This is a genomic window from Avibacterium sp. 21-595, from assembly GCF_023611905.1.
Lineage (GTDB): Bacteria > Pseudomonadota > Gammaproteobacteria > Enterobacterales > Pasteurellaceae > Avibacterium.
In genome coordinates this window covers 1,266,183-1,280,950 of sequence record NZ_CP091455.1, presented here as the reverse complement: position 1 = coordinate 1,280,950, position 14,768 = coordinate 1,266,183, and the positions used below count along the sequence as shown (strand labels likewise).

The 14,768-nt window shown below is 39.5% G+C and carries 12 protein-coding genes and 1 other RNA gene; 9 read left to right on the top strand and 4 right to left on the bottom strand.

Annotation, left to right across the window (positions count from 1 at the left end; genetic code table 11):
* The first annotated feature begins 24 nt into the window (after positions 1-24).
* From aceF to L4F92_RS05950, 4 genes are all read left to right on the top strand, one after another.
* A complete protein-coding gene (gene aceF / locus L4F92_RS05965; RefSeq protein WP_250363037.1) occupies positions 25-1,917 on the top strand; it encodes a pyruvate dehydrogenase complex dihydrolipoyllysine-residue acetyltransferase in 1,893 nt (630 codons plus the stop codon).
* Positions 1,918-2,000: 83 nt separating this feature from the next.
* On the top strand, positions 2,001-3,425 hold the full coding sequence (gene lpdA / locus L4F92_RS05960) for a dihydrolipoyl dehydrogenase (RefSeq protein WP_250350226.1): 1,425 nt from the start codon (positions 2,001-2,003) through the stop codon (positions 3,423-3,425).
* A 166-nt stretch (positions 3,426-3,591) separates the two neighbouring features.
* On the top strand, positions 3,592-5,277 hold the full coding sequence (locus tag L4F92_RS05955) for a solute:sodium symporter family transporter (RefSeq protein WP_250363036.1): 1,686 nt from the start codon (positions 3,592-3,594) through the stop codon (positions 5,275-5,277).
* A gap of 3 nt (positions 5,278-5,280) precedes the next feature.
* Positions 5,281-6,729 (top strand): sulfatase-like hydrolase/transferase, encoded by a 1,449-nt coding sequence (locus L4F92_RS05950; protein ID WP_250363035.1) that lies wholly within the window; start codon positions 5,281-5,283, stop codon positions 6,727-6,729.
* Between the two features lie 276 nt (positions 6,730-7,005).
* Here the strand turns inward: L4F92_RS05950 and L4F92_RS05945 are convergent, their stop codons facing one another.
* Both L4F92_RS05945 and L4F92_RS05940 read right to left on the bottom strand, forming a co-directional pair.
* The gene (locus L4F92_RS05945) at positions 7,006-7,554 is read right to left on the bottom strand and encodes a KdsC family phosphatase (protein ID WP_250363034.1); all 549 of its coding nucleotides are present in this window, start codon (positions 7,552-7,554) and stop codon (positions 7,006-7,008) included.
* Between the two features lie 4 nt (positions 7,555-7,558).
* A complete protein-coding gene (locus tag L4F92_RS05940) occupies positions 7,559-8,494 on the bottom strand; it encodes a KpsF/GutQ family sugar isomerase (protein ID WP_250363033.1) in 936 nt (311 codons plus the stop codon).
* 122 nt (positions 8,495-8,616) lie between these two features.
* Between L4F92_RS05940 and rnpB the strand changes: the two genes are divergently transcribed.
* An RNA gene (rnpB, locus tag L4F92_RS05935) (RNase P RNA component class A) lies at positions 8,617-9,002 on the top strand.
* A 50-nt stretch (positions 9,003-9,052) separates the two neighbouring features.
* Here the strand turns inward: rnpB and matP are convergent.
* Complete coding sequence (matP, locus tag L4F92_RS05930; protein ID WP_250350231.1) at positions 9,053-9,502, bottom strand: macrodomain Ter protein MatP; 450 nt, start codon at positions 9,500-9,502, stop codon at positions 9,053-9,055.
* A gap of 494 nt (positions 9,503-9,996) precedes the next feature.
* On the opposite strand from matP, the gene L4F92_RS05925 reads away from it, so the two are divergent.
* From L4F92_RS05925 to fabA, 3 genes are all read left to right on the top strand, one after another.
* On the top strand, positions 9,997-10,359 hold the full coding sequence (locus L4F92_RS05925) for a hypothetical protein (RefSeq protein ID WP_250363032.1): 363 nt from the start codon (positions 9,997-9,999) through the stop codon (positions 10,357-10,359).
* Positions 10,360-10,480: 121 nt separating this feature from the next.
* On the top strand, positions 10,481-12,244 hold the full coding sequence (locus tag L4F92_RS05920; protein WP_250363031.1) for an AAA family ATPase: 1,764 nt from the start codon (positions 10,481-10,483) through the stop codon (positions 12,242-12,244).
* Positions 12,245-12,505: 261 nt separating this feature from the next.
* Positions 12,506-13,039: a bifunctional 3-hydroxydecanoyl-ACP dehydratase/trans-2-decenoyl-ACP isomerase gene (fabA, locus tag L4F92_RS05915; protein WP_250363030.1), complete on the top strand. Its 534-nt coding sequence runs from the start codon at positions 12,506-12,508 to the stop codon at positions 13,037-13,039.
* 60 nt (positions 13,040-13,099) lie between these two features.
* Here fabA and ybaK read toward each other — a convergent pair whose 3' ends face one another.
* Positions 13,100-13,582: a Cys-tRNA(Pro) deacylase gene (gene ybaK / locus L4F92_RS05910; protein ID WP_250363029.1), complete on the bottom strand. Its 483-nt coding sequence runs from the start codon at positions 13,580-13,582 to the stop codon at positions 13,100-13,102.
* 73 nt (positions 13,583-13,655) lie between these two features.
* Here ybaK and L4F92_RS05905 point away from each other — a divergent pair, with 73 nt between their 5' ends.
* Positions 13,656-14,630, top strand: a complete 975-nt coding sequence (locus L4F92_RS05905; RefSeq protein WP_250363028.1) for an oxidoreductase — start codon at positions 13,656-13,658, stop codon at positions 14,628-14,630.
* Positions 14,631-14,768: the final 138 nt, after the last annotated feature.

Below are 14,768 nucleotides of genomic sequence, written 5' to 3'. Positions count from 1 at the left end.
GGGGAGTTTTGAGGAAAAAAGAAAATGGCTAAAGAAATTCAAATTCCAGATATTGGTGGCGATGAAGTAACCGTTACCGAAGTAATGGTAAAAGCGGGTGATACGGTTGAAGTTGATCAATCAGTAATTAATGTTGAAGGTGATAAAGCCTCTATGGAAGTGCCTTCACCTGAAGCGGGTGTCATTAAAGAAGTATTAGTAAAAGTTGGTGATAAAGTTTCAACAGGTACACCGATGTTTATTTTAGAAGGTGCAGCTGCTGCACCAGCACCTGCCGTGGAAGAAAAAGCTGCGCCTGCTGCTCCACAAAGTGCGGGTGGTTCTGTGATTGAAATTCACGTTCCAGATATTGGTGGCGATGAAGTAAACGTGACTGAAATTTTAGTGAGCGTAGGCGATTCTGTTTCAGAAGAACAATCTATTTTAAACGTAGAAGGTGATAAAGCCTCTATGGAAGTGCCTGCGCCTGTAGCTGGTGTGGTAAAAGAGATTCTTATTAAAGTAGGCGATAAAGTTTCAACGGGTTCATTAGTGATGAAATTTGAAACTACTGCCGCAGCGCCAGCGACGCAACCAGCGGTTGAGGAGACAACTGCTCCTGCAGCAGTCTCTGGTGGCGTGCAAGACGTTCACGTTCCAGATATTGGTGGTGATGAAGTAAACGTGACTGAAATTATGGTTGCCGTGGGTGATAGTATTTCTGAAGAGCAATCATTAATCACGGTTGAAGGCGATAAAGCCTCAATGGAAGTGCCTGCCCCATTTGCTGGTGTAGTGAAAGAAATTTTAGTGAAATCAGGTGATAAAGTTTCAACGGGTTCATTGATTATGCGTTTTGAAGTTGCAGGTTCAGCACTAGCTGCTGCGCCAGTGACACAACCAGCTACACAAGCCCCCGTACAAACTCAAGCAGCTAGCCCAGCACCAGCAGCGCAATCTGCGCAACCGGCTAACCAAGCAGAAGTTACAGCGAGTGCAAGTTTTGCTCACGCAACACCAGTTGTTCGCCGTTTAGCGCGCGAATTTGGCGTAAACCTAGATAAAGTGAAAGGAACAGGCCGTAAAGGTCGTATCCTAAAAGAAGACGTTCAAGCTTATGTGAAAGCGGCAGTGAAAGCCGTAGAAAGCGGTTCTGTCTCTGCAACATCAACAGGTGCAGCAAATGGTGCGGGTTTAGGCTTACTCCCTTGGCCGAAAGTGGACTTCAGCAAATTTGGTGAAGTAGAACAAGTGGAATTAGGTCGTATCCAAAAAATCTCTGGGGCAAACTTACACCGTAACTGGGTAATGATTCCGCACGTTACACAATGGGATAAAGCGGATATCACGGATTTAGAGCAATTCCGTAAAGAGCAAAATGTGCTTGCGGAAAAACAAAAACTTGATGTAAAAATCACCCCACTTGTATTTATTATGAAAGCGGTAGCGAAAGCCTTAGAAGCTTATCCACGCTTCAATAGCTCGTTATCCGAAGATGCACAAAGCTTGATCTTGAAAAAATACGTTAATATTGGCGTCGCAGTCGATACACCAAATGGTTTGGTTGTACCAGTATTTAAAGATGTGAACAAAAAAGGCATTATCGAACTTTCACGTGAATTAGCGGAAATCTCGAAAAAAGCACGTGCAGGTAAATTGACGGCTTCGGATATGCAAGGTGGTTGTTTCACCATTTCAAGCTTAGGTGGTATTGGTGGTACACAATTTACGCCAATTGTAAATGCACCAGAAGTGGCGATTTTAGGTGTGTCTAAATCTGAAATGACACCGGTGTGGAACGGTAAAGAATTCACACCACGCTTAATGTTACCATTATCACTTTCTTACGATCACCGTGTGATTGATGGTGCAGATGGCGCAAGATTTATCACCTTCATTAATGGTGTATTAAGCGATCTTCGCCGTTTAGTAATGTAATTTCCTGAGCGTTTCTCATTAATGGGAAACGCTGTTTAGTTAAAGTGCGGTGTAAAAATCGCAAGAATTTAACGAGGTAAAAAATGAATAAAGAGATTAAAACACAAGTTGTTGTACTTGGTGCAGGCCCAGCTGGTTATTCAGCAGCATTCCGCTGTGCGGATTTAGGCTTAGATACCGTTATTGTTGAACGTTATTCAACCCTTGGTGGAGTGTGTTTAAACGTTGGTTGTATCCCATCTAAAGCCTTATTACACGTTGCAAAAGTGATTGAAGAAGCAAAATCTTTAGCTGAACACGGTATCGTATTTGGTGAACCACAAACTGATATTGACAAAATCCGTGGTTGGAAAGAAAAAGTCATCAATCAACTTACAGGCGGCTTAGCTGGAATGGCTAAAATGCGTAAAGTACAAGTCGTAAATGGTTATGGTAAATTCTCAGGCCCTAATACGATTATTGTTGCGGGTGAAGAAGGTGAAACAACCATTCATTTTGATAATGCGATTATCGCAGCGGGTTCACGCCCAATCCAATTACCATTTATCCCACACGAAGATCCACGTATTTGGGATTCAACAGATGCACTAAAATTAAAAGAAGTACCACAAAATCTATTGATTATGGGCGGTGGTATTATCGGTCTTGAAATGGGTACAGTATATCACGCACTTGGTTCTAATATTGACGTAGTAGAAATGTTTGATCAAGTGATCCCGGCTGCCGATAAAGATATTGTTCAAATCTACACAAAACGTATTGAGAAGAAATTCAACTTATTACTTGAAACCAAAGTGACTGCGGTTGAAGCAAAAGAAGATGGTATTTATGTTTCAATGGAAGGCAAAGCAGCGAATGAAACTCGCCGTTATGACGCCGTGTTAGTTGCAATCGGTCGTACACCAAATGGTAAGTTGATCGATGCCAATGTTGCTGGTGTAGAAGTGGATGATCGTGGCTTTATCCATACGGATAAGCAAATGCGTACCAATGTGCCACATATCTTTGCGATTGGCGATATCGTTGGGCAACCAATGCTTGCTCACAAAGGGGTACATGAAGGTCATGTCGCTGCAGAAGTGATTGCTGGACAAAAACACTATTTTGATCCGAAAGTCATTCCTTCTATTGCCTATACTGAGCCAGAAGTAGCTTGGGTAGGTAAAACAGAAAAAGAATGTAAAGCTGAAGGTATTAACTACGAAGTTGCAAAATTCCCTTGGGCAGCATCAGGTCGTGCAATCGCCTCTGATTGCGCAGATGGTTTAACTAAATTGATCTTTGATAAAGATACTCACCGTATTATCGGTGGCGCTATTGTCGGTACAAACGGTGGTGAGTTGCTAGGTGAAATTGGTTTAGCTATTGAAATGGGTTGTGATGCAGAAGATCTTGCATTAACTATCCACGCACACCCAACTTTACATGAATCTGTGGGCTTAGCCGCCGAAGTATTTGAAGGTTCAATTACAGATTTACCAAATCCAAAAGCGAAAAAGAAAAAATAAATTTCTTATCTCTTTAAAGCCTTTCATTAGAAAGGCTTTTTTATTATCAAACTATTTTGCCAAGTTGTGATCTTCATCACAGTGAAATTATGACTATCATCATAATTGACTTTCTTACCCACCAAGTAAACTAAATCTACGGTTAATTGACGGAGGAGAAGTTATTATGTGGCTGACGATTTTTAGTTTTCTATTTGTAACAGGGGCAGTTGCGTGGGTAGCTTGGCAAAAAACCAAAAATGATGATTTATCAACAGCGAAAGGATATTTCCTTGCTGGACGGGGATTAAATGGTTTAGTTATTGGTTGCTCTATGGTATTAACATCATTATCTACAGAGCAAATTATCGGTGTCAATGCGAATTCCTATAAAGGTAATTTTTCCATTATAGCTTGGACGGTTCAATCAGTTATTCCACTTTGTTTCTTAGCACTGTATTTATTACCAAAATATATTCGCAATGGCTATACCACCATTCCAGAGTTTTTTGAAAGTCGTTTTGATCGCCAAACTCGCTTGATTATGTCTGGATTATTTTTAATTTTTTATTTATTTATCGTAATTCCGACCGCACTTTATACTGGAGCAATTGCGTTTAATAAAATTTTTAACTTAGAAAGCGTATTTGGAATGAGTTACGCTGAATCTATTGTTTATACCGTGATGGCAATTGGTTTTATTGGCGCAATTTATGCCATTTTTGGTGGTTTAAAAGCGGTGGCTGTATCAGATACGGCGAATGCGATTATCTTAGTTATTGGTGCTATATTAGTCCCTATTTTTGCGCTAATTTATTTGGGAAATGGGAGTTTCATTGAAGGGCTACGCATTGTTGGGACAACCCATATTGAAAAATTTAATGCAATCGGTAGTGCAACGGATGCGGTACCTTGGCCAGCTATGTTTACAGGCATTTTAATTGTAAACTTTTTTTATTGGACGACGAACCAAGCGATTGTGCAACGTGCATTAGGGGCAAAAGATTTAAAATCAGGTCAGAAAGGGATTTTGATTGCAGCTCTCTTCTTGCTTTTACTCCCTACCATTTTAAATTTACCGGGTTTATTGAGTTTTCATATTTTGGGGGAAGGAATAAATCCAATCGATTTGTCCTATCCAGAATTAGTCAATCGAGTATTACCAACCGTATTACAAGGGTTCTTTATTGCGGCATTATTTGGTGCAATTTTAAGTACATTCAATTCCTTCTTAAATTCAGCAGCAACCATTTATTGTAAGGATTTATTACCTTCACTAACGCAAAGAACCTTCAGTGAAACCGAATTAATTGTTTATGCGAAAAAGGTTTCAGCAATAATGGCAATTATCACGATCATTATTGGTCCTTTATTAATGTTTGGTACAGAGGGGATTTTCTTGCTTACTAAACGTTTTGCCGGTTTTGTCAATATTCCTATTGTTGCTTTATTTGCTGTCGGGCTATTTAATAAAACCGTATCAGGATTAGCCGCACGTATTGCTTTATTGGTGCATATTATTTTGTATTTCCTCATTGTTTGGGTGTTTAATGTAAAAGTAAATTTTGTATATGTTATGGCAGCACTATTTGTTTTTGATGTCATATTAATGCTCGTCTTAGGGTTATTCTTACGCAGAAAAACGCCTTATGCTGATAATCTCTCTAACCAAAGCAATGTCGATTTAAGTAATTGGGAATATATTAATATTACAGTAGCCTCCCTTGCTTTAGGTTTGGTTTCACTTTATGCACTGCTTTCACCTATTGGGCTTGCTTCAGAAAATGGGAAACCACTTTGGGTACTTGCAGCTTACGTTATTCTTCAAGTGATTTTATTTGTGGTAATTGGTCGAAATAAGAAAAAGGTGTAATCAATGAAAAATGTAATTTATATTCTTTTAGATCAAGTTAGAAAAGATATGCTCGGTGCGTATGGGCATCAGATTGTCAAAACGCCGAATTTAGATCGTCTAGCGCGAGAAGGCGTGCGTTTTAACAACGCTTTCACGCCAGCTTCAGTATGTGGACCTGCACGTACGTCATTATTTACAGGGCAAATGCCGTCCACACACGGCATTATTCGTAATGGAGAAAAAGGCGGAATAGGGGAAGTGCCTCCTGAACAGCCTCATATCGGTAAATTGGCAGGATACAATTGCTATGTAGCTGGAAAATGGCACGTTGGCACGCGATCTGTGCCAAAAGATTACGATATTAAAGGGCATAATTTTGACGGGTATGGTTACCCAGGAAGTCGCGTTTATAAAAATTTAGTCTTCGATCAGGCACCAACTCAACCAAATCGTTATCCTGAATGGCTTGCAGAAAAAGGTTTCCCAACACCTGAAGTAAGTTTAGCTTATTTTGGTGACAATCCTCATCTACGCGTTCAAGAGCTGTGTGGTTTGCTTTCTGGCACAAAAGAACAGACATTACCTTATTTTATTATTGATGAAGCGAAAAGTTTTATCCAAGAATCGCTAATACAACACAAACCTTTTTTTACTTGGATTAATTTTTGGGGACCACATACTCCTTGCATTGTACCGGAGCCTTATTATTCAATGTATGATCCAAAAGACGTCGTGTTAGATCAGAGCTTCTTCAAGCCTTTAGAAGGAAAACCGGGACATTATCGTACGATTTCTAAAATGTGGGGAATGTGGGAAGCCAGTGAAGAACGCTGGAAAGAGGTAATAACCAAATTTTGGGGATATATCACATTAATTGATGATGCCATTGGTGACTTATTTGACTTCCTTGAAAAACACAATCTTTATCAGGATTGTTTTATTGTCGCCACCGCAGATCACGGCGATGCAATGGGCGCACATAGAATGATCGAAAAAGGGGAGTTTATGTTTGATACTACCTATAATATTCCTCTGATTATTAAAGATCCACAATCCCAACGTATCAACGAAGTAGATGATAATTTAGTTTATTTGCACGATTTGACTTCCACCGTTTTTGATATTGCAGGACAACCCATTCCAGAAACTTTTCAAGGAGAAAGCCTATTGCCCATTTTACGAAAAAGTAAATCCAATGATCGCAAAGGGCTACTCGCTCAACTAGCGGGGCATTTTGTTTATTTTGAACAAAGAATGTGGCGTAGGAAAGATTACAAACTGGTCTTTAATGCAAGTGATGTAGGAGAATTGTACGATGTTCGTAATGACCCTGAAGAGTTACATAATTTATTTTCTGATCCCAAATATCAGCAAGTGAAAAAGGAAATGTTAGAAGAAATGCGGGCAGAAATGCTGAAATATAAAGATCCACTAGAAAACTGGGTATATCGTATTATTAATGAACTCTAACTCTTCTAATAATTACGAAAAGAAAAAAGTGTAGTGAAAAATAATAAGCAGCTTAGAAGTTGAACTAATTTCGGTTGTTGATTTTATTAAAATTAGCACGGAGAACTTTCTTTTATTGAAATAATATAAAAACTCAATGATTAGAGAAGGTTTTTGAGATTTATTAAGAAAATTATGGTTATCGTTGTATTTTCCTTACACTCAAAATGGATAACAATATCTTTTAAGAAAGCACAGACAAATTAGTTTTGACCGCTCTTTTCCTTTTTGATTGTTTTACTGTGCCATATTTTCTACGGTTTTGAGAAAGCCTTGTGCGGTGGCAAAAGCATCACTTTTTCCTTGCGCACGCATAATCATATCTGACATTTCACGAAATGCGCCTTGACCACCGTGACGTTGTAGCACGTAATCGGCACAATCTTGTACATAATCCATCGCATCACCTACCGCAAAGGATAATCCACATACTGCAAAAGCAGGGAGATCTACGCTATCATCGCCAATAAATGCCGTTTCTTCTGGGGTTACGCCAGCTTGTTTGATTAATTCAAAACAGGCGCTTTCTTTTTCTAATTTGCCTAAAAAGAACAGGTTAATACCAAGATCAGCAATGCGTTTGCGTAAAATAGGGGAGTCTCGCCCAGAAAGTACGGCAACCTGTATGCCATTTTCCATTAACATACGAATGCCTAAACCATCACGAACGTGGAAACTTTTAAAGGCTTCACCGTTGGCATCATAGTGGAGTAAACCGTCTGTGAGTACGCCGTCCACATCGGTGATCACGAGTTTGATATTTTGTAATTGTTCGTTTGAAATCATAGTATTAGCTCGAAAATTCAATTAAACCTACCACGTTTTTAGCGTCATCTAACACAATTAATGAATGAATTTTGTGTTCTTTCATCACATTTTCTGCTTCCGCTAAATAGCAATTGGCATTGATGGTTTTAGGTTGTGAGGTCATCAGTTCTTGTGCGGTTTTACTTAAGGCTTCCGCACCATTGCGTGTGAGCGTTCGGCGAATATCACCATCGGTAATAATGCCTTTTAATTCATTGCCTTGCATTACAATTGCCACCCCCATACGTCCTTCATTCATAATGCTTAAACAATCGGTAAATGAGGTGGAAAGCTGTGCAATAGGTAATTTAGTTTGCATCTGATCTTTCACTCGGGATAACAAGCGTTTACCTAAACTTCCTCCCGGATGATATTTGGCAAAATCTTCAGGTTGGAAGTTTCTTGCGGTAATTAATGCAACGGCAAGGGCATCACTCAAGGCGAGTGTAACCAAGGCAGAAGTGGTCGGTGCAAGATTATTCGGGCAAACCTCACGCTCCACCGTAATATCTAGCACATAGTCTGCGTGTTTTGCCAAGGTGGATTGTTTATTGCTGGTTAATGCAATGATTTTATTACCAAAATTTTTTAAACTTGGAATAAGTTTATTTACATCATCGGTTTCACCGCTGTAGGAAATTAGCATTACAATATCAATGGGCTTGAGCATACCTAAATCGCCGTGAAAGGCTTCTGTGGGGTGAAGGAAAAAACTGGGCGTCCCTGTGGAAGCAAAGGTTGCTACCATTTTTTTGCCGATCAGCCCTGACTTACCAATTCCACCGACAACTAAGCGCCCTTCGCAATTTAGAATTAATTCTACCACTTGGTTGAATTGCTCATCTAAACGCTGGCTTAGCTGTAGTAAGGCCTTTTGTTCCACCGCGAGGGTGTCTTGTGCGATTTTAAGATAATCCATTGTTGCCTCTTTCATATTAAGCAAAAGTGCGGTTATTTTAGCGCAAGTTTTTTATGAACTCTAGCAAGATATTTTATTGTGCTTTTCTTGCATTTCCTTGATATTGCGCTATACTCTTGCTCCGAGTTAGCCAAACAATCGCTGGTTTATTGAAGCCCTAAACCGTTTATAACGACCTAGTGGGACAAATAGACGAGAGGAAAGTCCGGGCTACATAGGGCAGAGTGCCAGATAACGTCTGGGAGGCGAAAGCCTACGACAAGTGCAGCAGAGAGCAGACCGCCGATGGCTTTTTAGCACAGGTAAGGGTGAAAGGGTGCGGTAAGAGCGCACCGTGTGAGTGGTAACATTTCACAGCAGGGTAAACTCCACTCGTAGCAAGACCAAATAGGAACTCAATGGGTGGCCCGCTCAGAGTTCGGGTAGGTTGCTTGAGCGTTTGTGTGAATAAACGCCTAGATGAATGATTGTTCAACGACAGAACCCGGCTTATCGACTAACTCAAAGAATAAAATAGCCTCCATTTTTGGAGGCTTTATCTTATCTTAAAAGTGCGGTCTATTTTTTCAATAAATCTTTTAACCCTTCTTTCATTGCCGACATTTGGTGTTCATAAGCCGCTTTACTTTCCCGTTCATCAATCATATAAGTGATGGTTTCAGAAAGCGTCATTTTCATTTTCTTAGCATATCTTGATAGCCTTAACCATACAGAATATTCTAAATCAATTGATTTTTTCTTGGTGGTTTGCTTTTCCGCATTGAAAAAACGTTTACGCCGCGCGCGAATCGCTTGATCTAATTTCACGACTAAATTAGGTGAAAGATGCATTTTCACCCATTCTTCTATTTGTACAGCATTATTTTGCACAGCGATCAAACGGCGTACCATTTCTTGCTGTAAACTACGCTCTTCATAGCGTGTAATTTGCTCCCCTTCACGGGCTTTTTTGGTTAAATAGAGCCATTTCCAGTGCGCTTCTTGATTTTCTAGCTTTTGGTATTTCATCGTATTCCCTCAAGTCCGTTACGGGGTAACTCTATAAGTTTACGCTGTTCTGATTTTTTTCGCTAGTAAATTTTATTCATTTGCCTCTATTAATGGGATTTGTTTTGTTAAATAGGTCAGCTCATTATCCTTTACAATCTATGTTATTTATTGCAAAATGCGATGAATTATCAAGGAGAATCATACGTCTGATTACATTTCTAGAGCGGAGTTTGAGCGATTTACTCGTTATAATGAGGAACGCTATCTCTCTCTGTTTAACCGAGTGTTAGGGTTAGATCTCGTTTTACGAGGAATCGTTTTACCATTATCTACTACCGAACAAAATTCTACGCAAGTTATACAGGATATTGTTCAGTTATTAGAAAATGTAAAGAATCAAATGATTACTTCTGATAGCATTGCACCTGAACATCAAAAAGATATTTTTGCAAGCACGAATGAAATGATAAAGATGTTGCAGGATAGACTTCATAAAATGGAGGAATAAGGCAATGAAAAAGAATTATGAGTTATCATCAGTTATTGGTACTGTTGTTACTACTTATGCCTCAACTTATACTGAATTGAAAGGCAGACAGAAGGAGCTTGTCGCTATTGAGGGAAAAATAAGTGAAATAAAAGAAGATATTGGAGAACTCAAAGCAAACTTCAAAATAATGGAAAAAACATTAATTGAAATTAATAATAAGCTTGATAAAGTTGTTGAAGAGCGTAAGTGGTATAAGGCAGCTGCGGGTTTTGTCATTGCAGCATCAACAGCAATTATTGCATTTATTGTTTTTCTCATTTCATATTCAAGTGAGATAACTGCGATCAAAGAGCTTCTTACTCAAGTTATTCAAAAATCCGCCTAATAATTCTTATTGAGATTTTTCTCGTTTATTTAAATTTAGTCGCTACTTGTGGGATATTCAAGCTTAGCAGATTATGCGATAATCCACACTTTCAACAATTATTCAAAGAGAGCCACATACTTTGCCTGCGTTATTTAATCAAGTTTTATCTTGGCAGAATTTGCGTCCTGAATTAGCAGGACGAGCAGATTTTTCACAATCTATTGATTTTTTTGATTTACAATCTCGCGCCCGAGCTAGCATTGCGCAATTCTTACAAAATTCTGACCGCACTTTGCTCGTGTTAAAAGCCGATCAGCAAGGGGAATATGCGGCGTTACTGGAAAAGTACATCAGTAAATTCCAATCACAACATTTGCCGTTGCAAGGTGTGCGTTATCATATTGAACAAGGTTCTGAGCAACGATTGCCTACTATCACCTTACAAAATGCGACTAGCTTGGAAGATAATTTTGCAGCAAAAAAACAAGTGGCAAGTGCGATCTATTATGATCACCAGCGATTATTTGGTAATGTACGAGAAAACGCACAACAGATTGATTTACAAAGTGGCTTGGTCCATCAACTCAATGGTGGGGTGCTGATTTTAAGCGTAGAACCTTTATTAACACAAGTAGGCTTATGGGAACGATTAAAACAGCTTTTGAGCGAACAGCATTTTCATTGGCAGTCTTTACACCCTTATAAACCATTGCCTTGTGAGATTCCAAGTTACGATCTGACATTAAAAGTGATTTTATTGGGCGATCGCACGCAACTCGCTTTATTAGAAGAATTAGACGATAATCTTTACCAACTTGCCGATTACGGCGAAATTGAAAGCTATTTTTCTCTTGATGATGAGCAAACACAGCAGCAATGGCAAAATTATGTGCAGTCTTATGCCAAACAGCTTGGCATACAGCTTAGCATTGAGGGAATAAATAGGTTATATCAGCTTTTAGTGCGAGAAAGTGAAGATCGCCATTGCATTAATATTTCACCGTTAAAACTAAAAGAAATGCTGAGCAACACCCGAACCTTAGCACAATCCGATGAATTAAGTGCGGTGCAATTTGAGCAATATTTTCAAGCAAAACAGCAGCAACAAGGCTTTTTACAACAGCAAACCTATGCCGATATTCTGTACGAACAAATTTATGTTGCCACTCAAGGTGAGGCAGTCGGGCAAATTAATGGGCTTTCGGTGATTGAGTATCCCGGTAGCCCAATATCCTTTGGTGAACCTTCACGAATTAGCTGTATTGTTCAGCTTGGTGAGGGAGAAGTGATTGATGTTGAACGTAAAAATGAGCTGGCAGGCAATATTCATAGTAAAGGTACAATGATTGCTGAAGTGTGTTTAGCGAATATTTTGGATTTACCGACTCAACTGCCGTTTTCTGCCTCTATCGTTTTTGAGCAATCTTATAGTGAAATTGATGGCGACAGTGCGTCGCTTGCCTGTTTCTGTGTGTTAGCCAGTGCCTTAGCATTGCAACCGTTACCTCAATCCATCGCAATTACAGGGGCGATTGACCAGTTTGGACTTGTTCATTCTGTCGGTGGAGTAAATCAAAAAATTGAAGGCTTTTTTGCCATTTGTGGAAAACGGGGACTAACGGGGAATCAAGGCGTGATTGTGCCTTCTGCGGTGTTAAATCAGCTGAGTTTATCGGAACAGGTAATCAATGCGGTGAAAAATCAGCAATTTTCAATTTGGGCGGTTGATGATGTTTTTCAAGCCTGTGAGATTTTGTTTAAACGCCATTTATTAGCCGAGGAAGATAGCACGTATAATGAACAAAATCAGCCACTCAGTGAGCTTATTAATCAACGTTTAAACGCCCATTCTGAGCAACAAAAAAGTGGTTTTTGGCATTGGTTATTGGGGAGAAAAAATTAACATTTTTTATACCGCACTTTTCTACCAAACCAGAGCAAAAAGCTGAGGAAGAATTAAGTCTCGTTAAAAGAGCAGTGAGATTTTTCTGATTTTTAGGCGAGCAGCAATGTTCGCCTTTTTCTTTATTAAAATTCACTTATTTACCCACTGATCGGACAAGTTTAGCGAACAAGTGTTAGCTGTATCTATTTCATCGAAAGCCTGATAGAATAGCTGCCGAATTGATACATTCAGTATCATCACATATTAGAGGACATAAAAATGACAAACACTTGTACACCAAATAAAAAAAGTAGCTACAACTATGAAGATTTATTGGCATCAGGGCGTGGTGAATTATTTGGCGAACAAGGCCCACAGCTTCCAGCCCCAACAATGTTAATGATGGATCGCATTGTAGAAATGAATGAAACAGGGGGAACCTTTGGGAAGGGATATATTGAAGCAGAGCTAGATATTCACCCTGAGTTGCCTTTCTTTGCTTGCCATTTTATTGGTGATCCAGTAATGCCGGGCTGTTTGGGGTTAGATGCTATGTGGCAGCTTGTTGGTTTCTATCTTGGTTGGATTGGTGGCAAAGGTAAAGGCAGAGCCTTAGGTGTTGGTGAAGTGAAATTTACAGGACAAATTTTACCAACGGCGAAAAAAGTGATTTACCGCATTAATATGAAGCGTGTGGTAAACCGTAAGCTAGTGATGGGATTAGCTGATGGTGAAGTCGAAGTCGATGGCAGAGTGATTTATACAGCAACAGATCTAAAAGTAGGTTTATTCCAAGATACTTCCGCTTTTTAGATAAATAACTTAATTTTCCCTATTGGCTCAAATATTACCCCTTTCCCATTTGAGCCTTTTTTATTCTATGTCATCAACAATATCCGCAAAATTTGCTTGCAAAATCTCGGCTAAATGCTGAGGAGACAGTTCCACACTTAACCCTCGCTTTCCACCTGATACGTAGATATGCTCAAAATTTAGCGCAGATTGTGCAATCACTGTTTTCACTTTTCTTTTTTGCCCTAGCGGACTAATGCCTCCGACTAAATACCCCGAGCTTTTTTGGGCAGCCTCTTTATCTGCCATTTCCACTTTTTTCACGCCGATAGCTTTTGCTGCTTTCTTCAAATTCAGCTTATTCGCCGTAGGAAGCACAAAACAAGCGAGTTTTTTCTGATCGCCATTTTCAGCCACAAGTAAAGTTTTGAAAGATTGTTCGGGCGGAATGCCTAATTTTTCTGCAGCTTCATCACCAAAATGGAGGTTGTTTGGGTCGTGATCATAACTATGCAACACAAAAGGGATTTTATGCTTTTTTAATAAATCAATAGCGGGTGTCATTTTCTTTTCCTATTAGAATTCGGTAAAATGCGAGGCTTATTTTACGCCGATTATTAAAATTAAGGGAGAAAAAATGTTAAAGATCGCCATTGCCGCAGAATTTGAATTAGCCGAAAAACTGGCTGAATGTTTAGAACAAAGCCAGCTTGAAATTGACCACCTATCCGTTGTGGAAATTTTTCCATTTAATGAAGAACAGGGAATTCGTTTTAACAATAAAGCGGTGGCGCAAATAGTGCCAGATGAGGTGGATTGGACAACTTTCAATTATGTCTTGTTCGCAGGCGAAGTGTCAGCGGCAAGCCATTTAGCAAAAGCAGCAGATGCGGGTTGCGTGGTGATGGATTTGTTTGGGATTTGCGCCAGTTTACCTGATGTTCCGCTTGTTCTTCCTACCGTAAATGATCAGCAAGTTATGGAATTACGTCAGCGTAATATTGTTGCTTTACCTAATCCACAAGTAACTCAAAGCCTCTTGCCACTTGCTGATTTATTGCAACAATATCCACTAAAACAGGTACTTATTACATCATTATTACCTGCTTCCTATATGGGAGATGAAAAAGTGGCACAGCTTGCCGGACAAACCGCACAACTATTAAATGGTATCCCTTTAGATGAAAATGTTCAGCGCCTAGCCTTTGATGTTTTCCCTGTAAAAAGTGCGAATTTGAGCGCGCAAGTGCAGAAAATTTTCCCACAGCTTGATAATGTAGTGTTCCACCAAATTCAAGTTCCTGTGTTTTACGGTCTTGCCCAACAAGTCAGCGCCTTTTTTGATTATGATGTGGCAAGTGAAGCCGTAGCAGAAATGTGGCAACAAAATAGCTTGATTGAATATCACCCAGAAAGCCAAATTACCCCTGTAATTAATGGCGAAAATGAAAACGGTGAAAGCGAAGTCAAACTGCACATCAGCAACCTTAATCAGCGAGAAAGTGCGGTGGAAAATGGCATCGAATTTTGGTCAGTGGCAGACGAACAACGCTTTAACCTCGCCTTAATGGCAGTGAAATTAGCCGAATTGGTATACCAATCGGGTTATTGATTTGCTTTTAAAGAGTTCAAAAAGAAAGAGTTCAAAAAGAGAGTGCGGTGAAAAAATTTACGTTTTTTCTACCGCGCTTTCTTTTTTTGCTCCCTTCACTTGCACTTGATTTTACAATAATACGCTGCTAGCTCGTAT